Annotated in this window: 18 protein-coding genes; 16 read left to right on the top strand and 2 right to left on the bottom strand. The window is 40.5% G+C overall.

Features of this window, described 5'->3' with window-relative positions:
• Positions 1-233: 233 nt before the first annotated feature.
• Both I7804_RS16460 and I7804_RS16455 read left to right on the top strand, forming a co-directional pair.
• Positions 234-941: an ABC transporter ATP-binding protein gene (locus I7804_RS16460; protein ID WP_022756059.1), complete on the top strand. Its 708-nt coding sequence runs from the start codon at positions 234-236 to the stop codon at positions 939-941.
• Entirely contained in the window at positions 935-3,976 is a 3,042-nt protein-coding gene (locus I7804_RS16455; RefSeq protein WP_248404213.1) for an FtsX-like permease family protein, read from the top strand. Before I7804_RS16460 ends, I7804_RS16455 begins: the two co-directional genes overlap by 7 nt.
• A gap of 44 nt (positions 3,977-4,020) precedes the next feature.
• Here the strand turns inward: I7804_RS16455 and I7804_RS16450 are convergent, their stop codons facing one another.
• Complete coding sequence (locus I7804_RS16450; RefSeq protein ID WP_248404212.1) at positions 4,021-4,896, bottom strand: phosphoribosylaminoimidazolesuccinocarboxamide synthase; 876 nt, start codon at positions 4,894-4,896, stop codon at positions 4,021-4,023.
• Between the two features lie 473 nt (positions 4,897-5,369).
• Between I7804_RS16450 and I7804_RS16445 the strand changes: the two genes are divergently transcribed.
• Together I7804_RS16445 and I7804_RS16440 are read left to right on the top strand one after the other, a co-directional pair.
• Positions 5,370-5,654: a hypothetical protein gene (locus I7804_RS16445; protein ID WP_022756055.1), complete on the top strand. Its 285-nt coding sequence runs from the start codon at positions 5,370-5,372 to the stop codon at positions 5,652-5,654.
• A 26-nt stretch (positions 5,655-5,680) separates the two neighbouring features.
• The gene (locus I7804_RS16440) at positions 5,681-6,241 is read left to right on the top strand and encodes a hypothetical protein (RefSeq protein WP_022756054.1); all 561 of its coding nucleotides are present in this window, start codon (positions 5,681-5,683) and stop codon (positions 6,239-6,241) included.
• A 261-nt stretch (positions 6,242-6,502) separates the two neighbouring features.
• Here I7804_RS16440 and I7804_RS16435 read toward each other — a convergent pair whose 3' ends face one another.
• The gene (locus I7804_RS16435) at positions 6,503-6,757 is read right to left on the bottom strand and encodes a hypothetical protein (protein ID WP_022753429.1); all 255 of its coding nucleotides are present in this window, start codon (positions 6,755-6,757) and stop codon (positions 6,503-6,505) included.
• 261 nt (positions 6,758-7,018) lie between these two features.
• On the opposite strand from I7804_RS16435, the gene I7804_RS16430 reads away from it, so the two are divergent.
• The 12 genes from I7804_RS16430 (at position 7,019) to I7804_RS16380 (ending at position 17,568) form a co-directional block, all read left to right on the top strand.
• Entirely contained in the window at positions 7,019-7,648 is a 630-nt protein-coding gene (locus I7804_RS16430) for an HAD family hydrolase (protein WP_248404211.1), read from the top strand.
• Positions 7,649-7,787: 139 nt separating this feature from the next.
• Entirely contained in the window at positions 7,788-8,768 is a 981-nt protein-coding gene (locus I7804_RS16425; RefSeq protein ID WP_022757990.1) for a diaminopimelate dehydrogenase, read from the top strand.
• 182 nt (positions 8,769-8,950) lie between these two features.
• Positions 8,951-10,906 (top strand): ABC transporter ATP-binding protein, encoded by a 1,956-nt coding sequence (locus I7804_RS16420; protein WP_248404210.1) that lies wholly within the window; start codon positions 8,951-8,953, stop codon positions 10,904-10,906.
• Between the two features lie 30 nt (positions 10,907-10,936).
• A complete protein-coding gene (locus I7804_RS16415; RefSeq protein ID WP_248404209.1) occupies positions 10,937-12,784 on the top strand; it encodes an ABC transporter ATP-binding protein in 1,848 nt (615 codons plus the stop codon).
• A 76-nt stretch (positions 12,785-12,860) separates the two neighbouring features.
• Positions 12,861-14,948 (top strand): glutamine synthetase III, encoded by a 2,088-nt coding sequence (locus I7804_RS16410; protein WP_022757993.1) that lies wholly within the window; start codon positions 12,861-12,863, stop codon positions 14,946-14,948.
• A gap of 235 nt (positions 14,949-15,183) precedes the next feature.
• Positions 15,184-15,429, top strand: a complete 246-nt coding sequence (locus I7804_RS19440) for an AAA family ATPase (protein WP_248404208.1) — start codon at positions 15,184-15,186, stop codon at positions 15,427-15,429.
• On the top strand, positions 15,353-15,649 hold the full coding sequence (locus tag I7804_RS16400; protein WP_248404207.1) for an HAD family hydrolase: 297 nt from the start codon (positions 15,353-15,355) through the stop codon (positions 15,647-15,649). The genes I7804_RS19440 and I7804_RS16400 overlap by 77 nt, the downstream gene beginning before the upstream one ends.
• The gene (locus tag I7804_RS16395) at positions 15,646-16,419 is read left to right on the top strand and encodes a carbon-nitrogen hydrolase family protein (RefSeq protein WP_248404206.1); all 774 of its coding nucleotides are present in this window, start codon (positions 15,646-15,648) and stop codon (positions 16,417-16,419) included. The genes I7804_RS16400 and I7804_RS16395 overlap by 4 nt, the downstream gene beginning before the upstream one ends.
• A 24-nt stretch (positions 16,420-16,443) precedes the next feature.
• Positions 16,444-16,641 (top strand): hypothetical protein, encoded by a 198-nt coding sequence (locus I7804_RS16390; RefSeq protein WP_248404205.1) that lies wholly within the window; start codon positions 16,444-16,446, stop codon positions 16,639-16,641.
• An 8-nt stretch (positions 16,642-16,649) separates the two neighbouring features.
• Positions 16,650-16,868 carry a methyltransferase domain-containing protein gene (locus I7804_RS19435; protein WP_420314868.1) on the top strand — a complete coding sequence of 73 codons (219 nt, stop codon included), beginning with the start codon at positions 16,650-16,652 and terminating at the stop codon, positions 16,866-16,868.
• 2 nt (positions 16,869-16,870) lie between these two features.
• Positions 16,871-17,248, top strand: a complete 378-nt coding sequence (locus I7804_RS16385) for a type II toxin-antitoxin system RelE/ParE family toxin (protein WP_242830753.1) — start codon at positions 16,871-16,873, stop codon at positions 17,246-17,248.
• On the top strand, positions 17,245-17,568 hold the full coding sequence (locus I7804_RS16380) for a helix-turn-helix domain-containing protein (RefSeq protein ID WP_022753442.1): 324 nt from the start codon (positions 17,245-17,247) through the stop codon (positions 17,566-17,568). The genes I7804_RS16385 and I7804_RS16380 overlap by 4 nt, the downstream gene beginning before the upstream one ends.
• The last annotated feature ends 68 nt before the right edge of the window (positions 17,569-17,636 follow it).

The following is a 17,636-nucleotide window of genomic DNA, read 5'->3' as shown; positions in this document are numbered from 1 at the left end:
TATAGTTGCATAAAAACAGTCCATTATAAAGGAAATTTATATCAAAATTTATATAGTCTAAAAAACCGCTTTATGAGTCGGTAGATTTATATGTAAAAAGGGAGGGAACGATTCATTGTCAGAAGCAGGGGATATTCCCGACAGACTCTTATAAAATCCTTCAAATAAGCCGAAAAATGATAAGGATAATTGTACAACAGATAACTTGCTAAGTATAAAAGAGGTTATGAGATATGGATAGTAGTTATATCACATTTGACAATGTTGTAAAGCAGTACAACATGGGTGAAGTGCCGATCAAAGCAGTAGACGGAGCATCTTTTACCATAGATAAGGGTAAGTTCACTATCATAGTGGGACCTTCCGGAGCCGGCAAGACTACAGTTCTAAATATGCTAGGAGGAATGGATGTATGTACATCAGGGACCATCATCGTGGATGATGTCCTTGTCAGCGGCTTTAACAGGCGTCAGCTCACTATGTACAGACGATATGATATAGGATTTGTATTCCAGTTCTATAACCTGATACAGAATCTGACAGCCAAGGAAAATGTGGAGCTTGCTTCCCAGATCTGTAAAGAGCCTATGGACGCCCTTGAAGCTCTCGAAAGAGTGGGACTTTCACATCGCGTCAACAACTTTCCTGCGCAGCTATCAGGTGGTGAACAGCAAAGAGTTGCCATAGCCAGAGCTCTTGCCAAGAATCCTAAGATACTTCTATGCGATGAGCCTACAGGTGCCCTTGACTATGTGACCGGCAAGCAGGTACTTAAGATCCTTCAGGATATGGCAAGAAAGCAGGGGATCACTGTAGTTGTCATAACGCACAACCTTGCTATATGCCCTATGGCTGATCGTGTCATACACATTAGAAACGGTAAGGCTGACAGAATCGATGATAATCTGCATCCTACAGATATAGAGGATATTGAATGGTAATTATAACTGATGCATTTAGAGAGATTAGAAAGTCAATAAAAAGGTTCTTATCACTGCTCCTTCTGGTAATGCTGGCGGCAGCTTTCCTGTCAGGTCTTCGTACTACATCACCTGACATGAAGTATACTGCGTCAAGATATTATAAGGACAGGAAGCTTATGGATATCCGTATGCTTTCTACCCTTGGCTTTATGGAAGAAGACCTTTTAAAGGTGTCTTCGTATGAAGGTGTTGCATATGCAGAAGGCTCAAGACAGGTAGATCTTCTGCTTGGGAATCTTGTAGTATCTGTTTTTTCAAATCCCGGTGATATCAACCTACTGTATCTAAAAGAGGGAAGGTATGCAACCAAGAATGGTGAGTGCGTAATAGACAGTTTACTTGTAGATGAGATGGGCCTTAAGGTTGGAGACGTCATCACGCTGACTGATCCTGATAAGGATGATGAGGATGATGAAGTCACAGAATCTGTGAATGATAATGCAGATACTGCAAAAGACGATCCTGAAATATCAACTGGTGAAAAAGATAAAAATGATAGTGTATCAGAAAATAGCAATACAGAATCCATAGAGACAGACGAAAGCGAAGATACAAACAAGGATGAAGCAAAACCTGCAGATTCAGAAAATGATAATACTATAAACACGGATTTTGATACAGAAGTTGATTCACAGGTAGATACAGATATTGAGGTGGCTTCTACCAGGCTTAATGACTATACCTTTACTATAGTAGGTATAGCGGACAGCCCTTTATTTGTATCTGTTGACAGAGGTACATCCAACATCGGTACAGGTACTATTGCAGCTTTCATATATGTACCGGAGACAGAATATGACTGGGATTACTATACAGCTATATATCTGATGCTGGATAAGACAGCTGATATGGAAGCTTATACTTCCGAATATGAAGACTATACCAAAGATTTTGCCAAGAAGATGGAAAGCTTTGCGGATGGTCTTGTAGAGTCCAGGTATGAATACCTGCATGATAAGAGTCAGAGTATACTTGATGACTGCCAGGCCAAAATTGATGATGGAAGAGTAAGGCTTGATGAAGCCCAGACTCAGATTGACGATGCACAGAGTAAAATAGATGACGGACTAAAAGAACTTGATGACACTCAGAAGATGATCGATGAATCGCCCTATGAGATGCCGGATGTGCAGGAACAGCTTGATGAATCGTATAAAGAGCTGGCAGATGCTCAGGAAGAGGTAGATGATGCCAAAGCAAAGATTGCAGATGCCAAATCAGAAATAGAAGATGGACAGACTAGGATAGACGATGCTCAAAAAGACATAGATGACATGGACACAGGTAAATCCTACGTCCTTTCAAGAAGCGGTAACACAGGATATATGAACTTCAAACAGGATGCTGAGAAGATGGGGGATCTTGCCAAGGTATTCCCTGTTATATTCTATCTTGTAGCAGCCCTGTCATGTCTTACGTCCATGACCAGAATGGTAGAAGATCACAGAGGCGAGATAGGAACACTTAAGGCACTTGGATATGGCTATAGCATGATCTCTATCAAATATATAGGCTATGCTTTCCTTGCAAGTTTTACAGGCGGAATTATAGGACTTATCTGGGGATGTACCCTTCTTCCTGTGCTATGCTTTACTGCATGGAAGGGGCAGTATACACTTCCTGATCTAAAGCTCATAGCACAGCCCGATATCTATATCATGTCTGTAGGTATAGCTGTAGTAGCTGTCACTGGTACTGCCTATCTTGCAAGCCGCGTAGAGCTACAGGCACGTCCTGCCAAGCTTATGAGACCTCGCGCGCCCAAGGCCGGGAAGAGAGTATTTCTTGAAAAAATAGGCTTTATATGGAACCGACTTAAGTTCTCTTCCAAAGTATCTTGCAGAAACCTGTTTAGATATAAGCAGAGATTCTGGATGACAGTAATAGGTATAGCAGGCTGTACATCGCTTCTGGTAGTAGGCCTTGGATTATATGACTCTTTATATACAGTAATAGACAAGCAGTTTGTAGAAGTCACCCATTATGATGCATATCTTGATATATCAGAAGATGTGACAAAAGATGAGCGTAGTGCTATAGACAATGAGATAGAAAACGCAGCTTTAGTAGCTGATCATATGGCTGTATATACCGACATGCCGGCATCAGTATTTGGAGATGACAGCATACTTGGAACATATATCATTGCAGTAAGAGATTATGATGCCTTTAAGAACTTTATCTCCATAGCGCATAGAACTGACAATAAAGAAGTTGTCATGACCAAAGAATCGGCTGATATTCAAAAAGGCACTGCCAAAGCTTTATTTACAGAGAAGCTGGCAGATACCTATGATGCGAAGATTGGAGATGAAGTCGAAGTTGTAATGTCAGATGACAGTGTTGTAAAACTCATTGTGGCTGACATCGTTGAGAACTACGTATACAACTATATATATGTTGATTTTGATGATCTGAATGCCATTACAGATGAGGAACTTTCTGATAACAGATTTATGCTCAAATATAATGAGAATGCCACTGATGAGCAGATTGATGATCTGTCTTCTAAGCTTGTAGCTATGGACGGTGCATCCTCATATACCAGGATCAATTCTGTAGTAGACAGATTCAGTAAATCTCTGGCAGCAGTCAATGTAGCTGTAGGTATCATAATAGTAGCTGCGGCAGCTCTTGCTTTTATAGTTCTTTATAACCTGACCAATATCAATATAACAGAAAGAGTAAGAGAACTTGCAACTCTTAAAGTTCTGGGATTTACTGACAAAGAGACTACCAATTATATATACAGGGAGAACACTGTCATGACTTTGGTAGGAATTGTTATCGGTCTATTCCTTGGAAAATACCTTCTCGTGTGGCTTATGAGTACGGTTGAGAATAATTATATGATGTTCGGAAGAGATGTATCTGTTAGAAGTTATATTCTGGCAGCAGCATTGACCGCAGGCTTTTCACTGTTTGTAAATATCATTGCGCATTTTTCTATACAGAAGATAAATATGGTAGAAAGCCTCAAATCGGTAGAATAAAAAAGCGGGAAGCTATGCTATTGTGCTGCTTCCCGCTTGTATTATTATGCCTCGAGATCCTTGCCTGTAAGGAGTTTATATGCTTCTTTGTATTTCTCGATAGTTTTGTCTATAACATCCTGAGGGAGATTGTAGTCGCTGTCAGGATTGGCCTTGAGCCAGTCACGTACGAACTGCTTGTCAAATGAAGGCTGTGAATGACCTGCTTCATATCCCTCTAAAGGCCAGAAACGGCTTGAATCAGGAGTGAGCATCTCATCTGCAAGAACTACCGCGCCATTTTCATCAAGACCGAATTCGAACTTGGTATCAGCGATGATTATGCCTCTTGTAAGTGCATAGTCAGCGCACTTCTTATAAAGAGCTATTGTATAATCGCGGATCTTCTCGGCGTAGTCTCTGCCATGTCCCGGGAAGTCTCTTTCAAGAACTTCTACGCTTCTTTCGAAATCTATATTCTCGTCATGATCACCGATCTCGGCTTTGGTGGAAGGAGTGTAGATAGGCTCAGGGAGCTTGTCGCATTCCTTAAGTCCTTCAGGGAGCTTTATGCCGCATACTGTGCCGTTTGTCTTATAGCTTTCCCAGCCGCTTCCTGTGATGTAACCACGAACGATACACTCTACAGGGATCATTGTAAGCTTTTTGCAAAGCATGCTGTTGCCTGTAAACTGAGGCTGGTTGAAAAATTCAGGCATATCCTTAACATCAGTACTTATCATATGATTGGCAACTATATCAGATGTATAGTCGAACCAGAACTTGGACATCTGAGTCAGAACAGCACCCTTTTTAACAACCTTGTTTTTGAGAATAACGTCGAAAGCGGAGATACGGTCTGTAGCAACCATAATAAGATTGTCTCCTGTATCGTAGATCTCACGAACCTTGCCTTCCTTAATAGGTGTAAACTCCTTCATTTCATGACCTCTCTTAATATGCTTTATATAGTGGCATATAGCCTTTTTATGTTTCGGTACAAGTATATTACACACCCTTTTCAAAAGTAAACATTCTAGATGTAAAAAATAAATTGAACATTCAGTCAAAAAATTGTGCATGTTTTTTGAAAATATTTTTTGCTCGAAATCGATTTCAATTTCTTCCTGCACACAACATTAACGTGGTGTTCATAATTTCGTCATATTATCAATGTAATATTAAATCATCGGAAGAAGATAAATGATCCGAAGCAACCAATAACTTAACTTTTTCATAATGGGCTGTCTGACTCCCCATCAGATGGCCCTCCTCCCTAAAATCCCCGATGAGATCAGCTCATCGGTTTTTTTGTGACGTATAAAGGGAATGCCTTTTCCTCTTTGAAACTAAACTGATACATGATAAAATAATAATACACACACTTTTTTACGTACATAAAGGAGGAAGACGTATGGCAGAAGATCGTGTTGAACTTATAAATGAGCTTTATAAGAAGACGTTTGGTAAGGAATACAGTAAATATGGCGATATTCTGGAAAGATACGATAAATCTACCGGAACGCTGTACTGTCGTGCGGACAATAGTGAAGTAAAGTATACCCTTGATCAGATTCAGGGAGCTGAGAAATACCTTCGAGAATCTATAGAGAAGGATCAGAATACCGGAAGAGAGACTTATTACAAAATAGCCATGTGTGCAATTAAATTATTGCAGGAGGAAGAACAGCAGGTATAAAAGACGCCGCCGGAAAGGAGCTATCCGTGGAAGTTATCGCAAGCTGCAAAGACTTTTTGGATGATACTGTTAAGTATCAGCTTATAAGGCGATATCAGGACCGTTACTATATACGATTTGAACTTGAAAGCGGATTTATAGCAGAACTTCCGGTTTCTGAGATTCCTACGGGCAAAAATGTTGTAAAGCTTATAACAGACAAGCCGTCTGAGATGATCAAGATAGTGAATGCTTTCAGGCAAAAGGGGGACTGGACAGAGACATCTTATGTGCAGTCAACTATAATAGACTGCTTATTATATAGCGGTGATATGCCCATGACGCAGGCATCCAAAATATGGTCAAAGCTTAGCAGGCACGAAGATCTGGTGCAGGAGATGTACAACATGATAGTGGAAGAAAGTCCCGGCATAAGAAGTGTCAAGGCAGCAGGATTTACAGCCAGAAAGCTCATGGATATAACACAGATGACGCTGATAGGCGCATACCTGTTTATGGTATCACTTCGAGAAGACCCCGAGAAGGCACTTCCGCAGCTCAAAGACATGGTTGTTGATAAACAGACAACCGGATATGACGAAACATAATGCTTTAATAGATAGATATATTAAAAACATCGCAGCAGAAATAATTGGATCAGATAAATAAAAGGAGGCGTCCCACAGCGGGGAGTCTCCTTTTTTGTTGCACAAGACCTACAAATTCATTTGCCGGTCGTAAGAACATGGAGCACTAAGTGCGGAATGTTCGTGTGCGAAATCGAGTAGGAGTCAGCCTACTCGATACAAGATCATACCTGAAAATCCCACTTGGAGATACGGATGAGTCCAAGTGGGAAGGTGTGCATATCACAATACTTCTGTAGGCTCTGATGAGAAATCGCCATAGCCCTTTTCGTAGAGTCCGTTTACAAAATCAATAGCACGCTGGCCTGATTCTTCTATCGGAACTGACTGGCTGTAGATATATTCAAGCATATCGCCGGAAGGTGCAAGTTTGAAGTTGACCTGAGTGCCGATGATCTTGCCATCTCCGATATCCATAGGGACTACTTCTGCTGATATAACTTCCTTTACAACTCCGGGTGCAAATAGAACTCTCATATATACCTCCTTGAGTAAAAATTGGTATCCTTAAAAGAAATATAAATATGCCGATACGTTTATATCCAATTGATGATAATGAATCAGTCCATTAGCTATATCGGAGAGAAAGATAGGTTTGTTAATATCTAAATTCTCACTTGGACGGTGCAGTATCTGATCATTTTCAGTAAGGGCTTTTTCTTTTGACCAAAAAAGATATAGTAATAGATAAGTTTTTTAGAAGCGGTTGATAGTTATCCGCAAATGAAAGGATATAGGATGATCAAAGCAGTAATTTTTGACATGGATGGAACATTATATGATACAGAGGCTGTGTATAGGAAGGCCTGGATCAAGGCAGGAATCCCTGACGAGTTCTATCTTAAGCTTATAGGAAGAAGTCATGTGAGCATAGTGAAGATGCTTGAAGATAATGGATACGACTCAGACAAGATATATGAGCTCAAGAATAAATATACCGAAGAAGAGATAAGTAAGGGTATTCCTGTTAAGGAAGGCACACTTGAAACACTTAAATGGTGCAAAGAAAACGGACTTCTTACAGCTATAGCAACATCTTCTGCCAAGCAGGTTGCACTTAGATATATAAAAGAAACTGGTATGGAAGAGTATTTTGACAAGGTTATAAGCGGCAATCAGCTTGAAAACGGCAAGCCTGCTCCTGATATCTTTATTTATGCAGCAAAGGAGCTTTGTGTAGATACAGATCAGTGCATGGTTGTAGAGGATAGTTTCAACGGAGTAAGAGCAGGCAAGGCTGCTGATATGCTCACAGTAATGGTACCTGATATCATTCCTGCCGATGATGAGATGAATGAACTTGCTGATACAGTTCTTGGAAGCCTTAAGGAGTTTCCTGAATATGCGGAGCAGTTTATAAAAAATTAATCATAGATAATGCAAAAATATGCAAATAACATATTTCATAAATTATAAGCCTATAATATAATTGTTAGGTGCGACTTACAGAACGCAATTAAATTTTGTGACACAAATGTTTTTTTATAATTTAGGAGGAAGAAACAATATGAAGATCGGTATTATTGGTTACGGCAATCTGGGCCGAGGCGTTGAGATAGCTGTTAATGCTGCTCCTGATATGGAGCTTGCAGCAGTATTTACAAGAAGAGATCCAAAGAGCGTATCTATCATCTCTAAGGATGTGCCTGTTGTAAATGTAAGTGAAGTGGCTGACTGGAAAGACAAGATCGATGTTATGGTCATCTGCGGAGGTTCTGCGACAGATCTTCCTGTTCAGACACCTGAGTATGCTAAGCTCTTTAATGTAATTGACAGCTTCGATACACATGCACGTATTCCTGAGCATTTTGCCAATGTTGACAAGGCAGCTAAGGAGTCAGGACATGTTGGACTTATCTCTTGCGGATGGGATCCGGGTCTTTTCTCTCTTAACAGAGTATATGCCAATGCTATCCTTCCTGATGGTAAGGATTATACATTCTGGGGCAAGGGCGTAAGCCAGGGTCACTCAGATGCAGTACGCCGTATCGAGGGTGTTAAGAATGCAAAGCAGTATACTATCCCTGTAGAAGCTGCTCTTGAAGCTGTCAGAAATGGCGAGAATCCGGAGCTTACTACACGTGACAAGCATACAAGAGAAGTCTTCGTTGTAGCTAAGGAAGGTGCTGACAAGGCTCTTATTGAGAAGCAGATCAAAGAGATGCCTAACTACTTCGATGAATACAATACAACTGTACATTTCATAGATGAGGATGAGTTCAACAAGAACCACTCAGGTATGGCTCACGGCGGTTTTGTATTTAGAAGTGGCAGAACAGGCGTTAATAAAGAGAACAATCACATCATCGAGTATAGCTTAAAGCTTGATTCCAATCCGGAATTTACTACAAGTGTACTGGTAGCTTATGCTAGAGCAGTAAAGAGAATGTATGACGAGGGACAGCGCGGATGCAAGACTGTTCTTGATGTTCCTCCTACATATCTTTCTGAAAAGAGCGACGAAGAGCTTAGAAATCACCTTCTTTGATTCTTTCGTTAGATCTGAATTAATAGTATAGACTTATTGCACTTAAACATGACTTCTTGAAAATATTTCAAGGATTTATTAAGGCTTTATATTTATATCCCGGTGTTGTTACATACGAGTACTTATGGTACCGTTTAATTGTGATATGCACCGGGATTTTTTATGCATGGAGGTTTGCTTTTATGAGATTTAAATCCAGAAGCAGCATGGTTATGTTTTTTCTAAGAGGGAGTCTGCATTTCTTTTTTGGCGGAATAGCAGCATCTCTTGTCGTTGCTTTTCTAGATATGATAAACCCCAAGATCATACAGTATACAGTTGACTATTGTATTGGGGATTCCAAGTCCAAGCTCCCCTTTTATATGAGCTTTATCATGAACAGGCTCGGTGGAAGGGAAGTAATAAGACATAACCTTATCTATATCGCTATTGTTATCATTTGTATAGCTTTTATAGCAGCGGTATTCAGATATTTTTCTAAAGTATATAACACTAAGGGTGCTGAGAAGCTTGTTGAGACAATGCGTAATACTTTATTTGAGCATATCTTAAAGCTTCCCTATTCCTGGCATAGTGCCAATCATACAGGTGATATCATACAGAGGTGCACCTCTGATGTAGAGACTATCAAGAACTTCCTTTCAGGACAGCTTGTATCTTTTTTCAGAGTTGTGATCATGATATCTCTGGCCCTTTATTTTATGTTCTCTATTAACGTGAAGCTTTCGCTTATCGCAATGCTTCTTTTCCCGGTACTGATACTCTATTCATTCTTTTTCCATAGGAGGATAGGTGCCACATTTGAAAAGGCTGATGAGCAGGAGGGTAAGCTTTCTGCCATAGCGCAGGAGAACCTTACAGGTGTGCGTATAGTAAGAGCCTTCGGAAGAGAGCAGTACGAGAAGGACAAGTTCGTATCCTATAACGAAGAATATACCAGGATGTGGACCAATCTTATGAAGCTTCTGTCTGCATTCTGGGCTTCCAATGACCTTATATCAGGCCTTCAGGTCATGATCGTAACTGTTATGGGCGCTGTATTCAGCGTAAGGGGACATATAACTGCCGGAGAGTTTATAGCTTTCGTATCCTATAACTCAATGCTCATCTGGCCTGTGAGAATGCTGGGAAGGATCATCTCCGAGATGAGTAAAGCCGGCATATCAATTGACAGGGTCAGATATATCATGAACAGCGAAGAAGAACAGGACGAAGAGGGCGCTCTGGAGTGTCCTATAGACAGGGATATCGTGTTTGATAATGTATCCTATTCTTTTGAACATAAGGACAATGAATCTGACACAGATAGGAATGATGGTGAGCAGATAAAAGAAACAGATTCTGATAAAGAAAAATCTGATAAAGCAAAATCTGATAAAGAAATGTCTGTTAAGGATAACAGATCAGCTAATGAAGTATGCGACAACGAAATATTAAAGAATGTAAGTTTCACCATAAAGAAAGGCTCAACCCTTGGAATCCTGGGCGGTACGGGATCAGGAAAGTCTACTCTTATGTATCTTCTTGACAGACTTTATGACCTTCCTAAGGAAAACGGAACCATCACAATAGGAGGCGTTGACATCAGGAAGATCAAAAGGTCATGGCTTCGCAAGAATCTGGGATTTGTGCTTCAGGAACCGTACCTGTTCTCAAGGACTCTGTCTGAGAATATAGGAATAGCTGCAGATGCTGATGACAAGGGAAGCGTCAGCATGGACAGAATAAGACATGCATCCAAGATCGCAGCGCTGGATGAGTCTGTTGAGAAGTTCCCGTCAGGTTATGATACCTTCGTAGGTGAAAGGGGCGTGACCTTATCAGGTGGTCAGAAACAACGAACTGCCATCGCTCAGATGCTCATAGAAGAGCCGCCTGTAATGATATTTGATGATTCACTTTCGGCAGTTGATACTCAGACAGATGCCCGTATCAGGAAAGCACTGTCTGAAAACATAGATGATGCTACAGTCATACTGATATCCCACAGGATCATGACTCTTATGCATGCTGACAATATCATAGTCCTTGATAAGGGAAGGATCGTAGAGCAGGGAACACATAAAGAGCTTCTTGAAAGGAAAGGCATATATTATACATGTGCAAGGCTGCAGGGCCTTGACGTAGATGCAGTGTGACAACTGACATAGAATTCATGAAGGAATAATATGAATAACAATATTAAAGATAATGAAAATAAAATAAAGACTCTTCCATGGCTTGGCATTCCAAAGCTCCTTCCATATGTCAGGCCTTACAAGAAGATCATAGTTCAGATGGTAACACTTGGAATGCTAAGCTCACTTGCTGACTCTGCATATCCTCTTTTTAACCAGTATGCCATCAACAATTTCATAGGACATGGGACTTTAAAAGGACTCCCTGTATTTATAGCACTTTATGTCATAGTCTTAACCCTTCAGACTATAGACAACTACATAACTGTAGCTATGTGCGGCAAGGTGGAGATGAGCGTTAACAGAGACCTTAGAAATGCATCGTTCTCTCATTTGCAGGAGCTGTCACTTTTTTACTTCAATACCAATAATGTAGGTTATGTCCATGCAAGGGTTATGAGTGATTCCGGCAAAATAGGTGAGATGATTGCTTGGAGATTCATGGATATAGTATGGCAGCTTTCGTATATAATCTTCGTACTTATAATGATGCTGACTATAAACTTAAAGCTGGCACTTATAATCTTCATGCTGATACCTATTGTTGTAATACTTGTTGCTGTATTTCAGAAGAAGCTCCTTGTTATCAACAGGAAGATAAGAGAGATCAATTCCAAGATCACAGGTAACTTCAACGAAGGTATCACAGGAGCTTCATCCATCAAGACTCTTGTAGTAGAAGACAAGATCCAGGAAGACTTTGAGAAAGATACAGGCAAGATGAGAAGTACAGCTGTAAGATCTGTGCGCTACTCAGCATTTTTTACCGCAATAGTAACTCTTGTATCATCACTTGCTCTTGCAATAGTCTTGTGGTACGGCGGATCCCTTTCTGTAGAAGGGCTTATGACTATAGGAACCATCTCTGTATTTGCATCCTATGCTCTTGGCATCATGGAGCCTATACAGAACATAGTAGTTACTATATCTGAGGTTATAGCTATTCAGGTCAATATAGAGAGATTCACCAGGCTTATGGAGACAGAGTCTGACGTATCAGACAGACCTGATGTCATAGAGAAATACGGTGACACTTTTAATCCCAAAAAAGAGAACTGGGAAGAACTTAAAGGTGATATTGAGTTTAAAGATATTACCTTCCGTTATCCTGACGGCGAAGAGAACGTCCTTGAGAATTTCAATCTTAAAGTACCTCAGGGTAAGAGGGTAGCTATAGTAGGAGAGACTGGCGCAGGCAAATCTACACTTGTTAACCTCGTCTGCAGGTTCTATAAGCCTACCAAGGGACAGATTCTGATCGATGGCCACGATGCTGCTGACAGGTCTATAGGCTGGCTACACAATTCTATAGGATATGTGCTGCAGACGCCTCATCTGTTCTCGGGCTCTGTAAGAGAGAACCTTAAATATGGCAAAGAAGATGCAACTGACGAAGAGATCTGGACTGCACTTGACCTTGTGGCAGCAGGAGATGTAGTCAGAAGGATGGAGAAAGGCTTGGACAGTGATGTAGGAGAAGGCGGAAACCTCCTGTCTACAGGTGAGAAGCAGCTATTGTCATTTGCAAGAGCAATCCTTTCAGATCCAAGGATCCTGATCCTGGACGAAGCTACAGCATCTATTGATACTGTTACAGAGAAGAAGATACAAAATGCCATTAAAGTCATGACCAAGGGCCGTACGACTTTTGCTATAGCACACAGACTTTCAACAATCACAGACTATGATGTGATCCTTGTTGTAGATGATGGCAGGATCGTTGAAAGCGGCACCCATGAAGAGCTTATGATAGCCGGCGGAAGGTACTTCGAACTCTTCACAAGACAGTTTAATGACCTCGTTGTTAACAAATCTATAGAAAAAGCACTTGCACATTGACAAGAAAGTATTTACTATAAGAAAAGTTGAAACGTTTGGTCAAAAAATCTTTTTGATTTAAAGAAAAAGGAGTCATATGGAAACATCTGCTAAGTTACCTGAGCTATTCGGAAGCATGGTTTTCAACGAAGAAACCATGAAAGAACGTCTTTCCAGCGCATCATATGAAGCATGGAAAAAATCTGTTACTGACGGAACACCACTTGAGCTGTCAACAGCCAATGAAATTGCGGAAGCTATGAAGCAGTGGGCTGTAGAAAAGGGCGCAACACATTTTACACACTGGTTCCAGCCTATGACAGGTGTTACCGCAGAAAAGCATGACTCTTTTATTGAGCCTGCAGAAGGCGGCAAGATCGTTATGGAATTTTCAGGCAAAGAGCTTGTAAAAGGCGAGCCTGATGCATCAAGCTTCCCTAACGGCGGCATTAGATCAACATTTGAAGCAAGAGGATACACAGCGTGGGATCCCAATTCCTTTGCTTTCATCAAGGACAATTCACTCTATATACCTACAGTATTCCTTTCCTACGGTGGACAGGCTCTTGATAAGAAGACACCTCTTCTTCGTTCTATAGAAAAAGTAAACCAGCAGGCATTAAGGATCCTGCGTCTCTTCGGCGATACTGAGACAAAGAGAGTTATCCCTCAGGTCGGCGCTGAGCAGGAATACTTCCTTATCGACAAGGATGTATATGACAAGAGAGAAGACCTTAGACTTACAGGCCGTACTCTTTTTGGAAATATGCCACCAAGAGGTCAGGAACTTTCTGATCACTATTTCGGTCAGCTTAAGCCTCGTGTATCTGAGTACATGAGAGACCTTGACAATGAACTTTGGAAGGTTGGAGTTCTGTCCAAGACCAAGCACAATGAAGTTGCTCCCGGCCAGCATGAGATGGCTCCTATATACACAGACTGTAACGCATCCTGCGACCAGAACCAGCTTGCAATGGAGCTTATGAAGAAGGTAGCTCTTCGTCATAACCTTGTATGCCTTATCCATGAGAAGCCATTTGCAGGTGTTAACGGATCTGGTAAGCATGATAACTGGTCTCTTGGTACAGATACAGGCAAGAACCTCTTCAAGCCCGGATCAACACCAAGCCAGAACGCTCAGTTCCTTCTGTTCCTTGCAGCATTCATAAAGGGTATCGATGAGTATCAGACAACTCTTAGATGTACTGTTGCAAGCGCAGGCAATGATCACCGTCTTGGAGCTCAGGAGGCACCTCCGGCTGTACTGTCTATCTTCCTTGGAAGTGAGCTTGAGCATGTTATCAAGGCTATCATCAATGGCACACCTTATAAGGACGGCAGCAGGAAGACACTTAAGATCGGTATCGATTCACTTCCTCAGATACGTCAGGATACAACAGACAGAAACCGTACATCACCTATGGCATTTACAGGTAACAAGTTCGAGTTCCGTATGCTGGGAAGTGCTCAGTCTGTATCAGGTCCTAATATTGCACTTAATACTATCATGGCAGAGGAGCTTAAAGAATTCGCAGACAAGCTTGAGAAGAGCAAGAACTTCCAGGCAGATCTTCAGAAGCTCATCAAGAAGACACTTACAGATCATCAGCGTATCATCTTCGAAGGAGACGGATATGACGATGCATGGCTTGTAGAAGCTGAAAAGAGAGGACTTAAGAACTATCCATCTACAGCAGAAGCAATCCCTCACTATGATGATCCTGAGAATATCGCTTTGTATGTTAACAATGACATCTATACAGAAGAAGAGATGCATGCAAGACGCGCTATCCACGAAGAGATCTACAATGCACAGATCTCTATCGAAGCCCGCACTATGAGCGATATGATAAGACGCCAGATCCTTCCTGCAGTATCCGAGTATGCAACAACACTTGCAGATCGTATAGCAGTCAAGAAGGATGCAGGATTCTCAGCAGGATATGAAGCTAAGGTCGGAGCCAAGATCTCTACTCTCTCTGACAAGCTCCAGCTGGCTCAGGAGAAGATCGACAACGATCTTAAGAAGAAACCTGCAGATGCAACAAAGTGCATGAAGTATAGCAGAGATACTATCCTTAAGGATATGAACAAGGCAAGAGAGATCGCAGATCAGCTCGAAGAGCTTACAGATCGTGACTTCTGGCCATTCCCTGTATACTCAGAGATGCTGTTCTCAGAATAAATAAAAATTGTAATTTACTGCACTGTCCAAGTGAGGCATATGTATTACATATGCCTCACTTGTTGAGGAAACTTCCCCCAATCCCCTTGCATCAGATTTTCAATCTGACTGGTAAAGAACAAATGAATTTAGATAGAATCTTTAATATTGCTGTGCTAAGATTAAAGCATGTGTTCTCTTGAAGGGCACATGTTTTCTTTTTTATAAAAAGTGTTGGGAGTTAAATCATTATAATATGCGTATCATTATTTGTGGTTTAAATGGAGCTGGTAAAAGTACTTTGGGGAGAGCATTGGCAAAGCAGCTTCATTATGAATTCAGAGATATCGAAGATTATTATTTCCCGAAAACAGATGATAAATATGAATACAGTGTTCAGAGAACAGAGGAAGAAGTAGCAGCGCTTGGAAAAGTTTGGGATAAGAAAGTACGTAGATGTTATCGTGGCATCAGCAGAAGAAGGTGTTGCAAAGCCAGATAGAAGAATGTTTGAGATTGCTCTTGAAAGAGCCAACTGTTCTGCTAATCAGGCTGTTATGATTGGAGACCGGATAGACTATGATATTGTGCCTGCTAAGAAAATGGGAATGAAAACTATCTGGGTTAAGCAAGGCATGGGGCAATATTGGATTTTCTCTGATGAAAGCGAAAGACCGGATTATGAAATGGATAGTTTATCAGAACTACTGGAGGTACTATGAAAATAGCAGCTTATCAATTTGCAGTATCTGGGAATATCAATGACAATATAGAAACAATTAAAAGAGCTATAGTTGAAGCTTCTGGGCAAAAGGTTGAGCTTATAGTTTTTCCAGAATGCTCTTTGTCAGGTTATCCCCCTCGTGATATTGAAAGTTCGGCAGAGGTGGATGATTGTAAAATACGTGAAATATTAGCTGATTTTCAAAGCATGTCTGAAGGATACGGAATCAGCATTATTATCGGAACAATCGCTTATGAGAACAGCAAATACTATAACAGAGCATATTATTTTTCTCCGGGCAAGCCTATGCAGTGGTACGGCAAAAGAGCTTTGTATGGTTGGGACGCAGATAACTTTAGTGCTGGTGAAGAAGCTGGAATTTTTGATATCGCTGGCCTGCGTGTTGGAGTAAGAATCTGTTATGAAATACGATTTCCAGAATACTTCAGGCAATTGTATTTGGAAAACACAGATTTGAATATATTTCTTTTCTATGATGTTGCTGATAAAGCAGATGATAACAGATATCAGCTTATAAGAAGTCATATTATAACCAGAGCAGTAGAGAATGTAACTCCGTGTTTGACAGTTAATGCAACTTTTCCTAATCAAACTGCACCAACATGTTTTGTAGATGCGTCAGGAAAAGTATGCGCTGAACTTGAACAAGGTAAAGAAGGTATACTTATTTACGGTTTTGAGAAAAAGAAACTTGATTTTGGCGAGCTGGGCCGCAAGAAGTATTCTGATATTCTATTGGGTATATAACACGTAATATATAAAAGGCAAATTATGGTTTATGATGTGGAGTCTGGGAATTTCTGGCTGGGAAAAGATTGTGACCATTTATACTCATATGGCAAATGTGCAATCGAAGATTACAGAGCTGATACCGATCTGCTTGCATATGTAGAAGGCAAGTGGGAGGTTCCGGAATATCAGACTTTTTATGAGTACCTTTGTTCTATGGATTGGCTGTTGTTGATCTAAATGAATATGTGCCAACTGAAGAGTATGATATTGCAATATGCCAGTCTGTACTTAGGCATCTGTCTAATCCTGAAAATATCTTGAAAAATATGGTCGATTCTGTTAAGGAGAATGGATTGGTTATTATCAGAATGATACCTGGAATGTTACTGAAATATATTATTGCTGACTATGAAAGTATAAGACTTGTATCATTGACACCCTACATTGTAGGGTGTATATTGTGATTATGAGATTAGAAGATTATATGTTGAGCAGAACTTTTATAGAAGTTCCCTTATTTACTAAAAGATGGAAAGAAATAGGATTAACGGACAAAGAGCTAACAGCACTTCAATTATGGCTGTTGAAAGATCCGTTATCTGGACCAGTGATGGAAGGTACCGGCGGAATACGTAAAGTAAGATTTCCTTTGGAGAATAGAGGAAAGAGTGGAAGCATAAGGGTATGTTATACAGATTTTGAAGAATATGAAGTGATTTATCTGATCACAGCTTTTACAAAAGATGAGCAGGATAATCTTACACCAAATGAAAAGCAGATTCTGAAGAAACTTGTAAAATCCCTTAAGGAAGAGGCTGCCAAGAACAGGAGGGACAGATCATGAGTTCATTATTTGACGATTTATGTGAAGGATTACAAGAAGCTATAGATTATGAAAAAGGCATTGGTAAGGCTAAGAAGACAGCATTTGTGATCGCTCCTGTAACCAAGTATTCGAATAGTCAGATCAAGAGTATACGTAACAAAGCCGGTATGACACAAACTGTTTTTGCTAATTATATGGGAGTGTCAAAAAAGACGGTCGAGGCTTGGGAACTGGGGCGAACACATCCTACAGGACCAGCTTGTAGACTTTTGAGTATATTAGATAAAGGTGAAGAGTCTGAACTTTCATTTGTTGCTGTTAATGTAGATAAAACATAGGATAATATGTGAATAGATTATCGCAAGACTGGCAAAAAAATGAAATAAAGCGAATAAAATGATTAGGG

Origin of the sequence: Butyrivibrio fibrisolvens (genome assembly GCF_023206215.1) — a bacterium.
GTDB classification, from domain to species: domain Bacteria; phylum Bacillota; class Clostridia; order Lachnospirales; family Lachnospiraceae; genus Butyrivibrio; species Butyrivibrio fibrisolvens_C.
The sequence above is the reverse complement of the archived record's forward strand: the minus strand, read 5'-3'. Positions and strand labels throughout refer to the sequence as shown.

Bases quoted from the DNA above. Each gene is read 5' to 3' on its own strand.
- I7804_RS16395 (WP_248404206.1), top strand. From the start codon at position 15,646: ATGAAAATAGCAGCTTATCAATTTGCAGTATCTGGGAATATCAATGAC.
- I7804_RS16380 (WP_022753442.1), top strand. From the start codon at position 17,245: ATGAGTTCATTATTTGACGATTTATGTGAAGGATTACAAGAAGCTATA.
- I7804_RS16460 (WP_022756059.1), top strand. From the start codon at position 234: ATGGATAGTAGTTATATCACATTTGACAATGTTGTAAAGCAGTACAAC.
- I7804_RS16430 (WP_248404211.1), top strand. From the start codon at position 7,019: ATGATCAAAGCAGTAATTTTTGACATGGATGGAACATTATATGATACA.
- I7804_RS16435 (WP_022753429.1), bottom strand. From the start codon at position 6,757: ATGAGAGTTCTATTTGCACCCGGAGTTGTAAAGGAAGTTATATCAGCA.
- I7804_RS16450 (WP_248404212.1), bottom strand. From the start codon at position 4,896: ATGAAGGAGTTTACACCTATTAAGGAAGGCAAGGTTCGTGAGATCTAC.
- I7804_RS16455 (WP_248404213.1), top strand. From the start codon at position 935: ATGGTAATTATAACTGATGCATTTAGAGAGATTAGAAAGTCAATAAAA.
- I7804_RS16445 (WP_022756055.1), top strand. From the start codon at position 5,370: ATGGCAGAAGATCGTGTTGAACTTATAAATGAGCTTTATAAGAAGACG.
- I7804_RS19440 (WP_248404208.1), top strand. From the start codon at position 15,184: ATGCGTATCATTATTTGTGGTTTAAATGGAGCTGGTAAAAGTACTTTG.
- I7804_RS16425 (WP_022757990.1), top strand. From the start codon at position 7,788: ATGAAGATCGGTATTATTGGTTACGGCAATCTGGGCCGAGGCGTTGAG.
- I7804_RS16385 (WP_242830753.1), top strand. From the start codon at position 16,871: ATGAGATTAGAAGATTATATGTTGAGCAGAACTTTTATAGAAGTTCCC.
- I7804_RS16410 (WP_022757993.1), top strand. From the start codon at position 12,861: ATGGAAACATCTGCTAAGTTACCTGAGCTATTCGGAAGCATGGTTTTC.
- I7804_RS16415 (WP_248404209.1), top strand. From the start codon at position 10,937: ATGAATAACAATATTAAAGATAATGAAAATAAAATAAAGACTCTTCCA.
- I7804_RS16420 (WP_248404210.1), top strand. From the start codon at position 8,951: ATGAGATTTAAATCCAGAAGCAGCATGGTTATGTTTTTTCTAAGAGGG.
- I7804_RS16390 (WP_248404205.1), top strand. From the start codon at position 16,444: ATGGTTTATGATGTGGAGTCTGGGAATTTCTGGCTGGGAAAAGATTGT.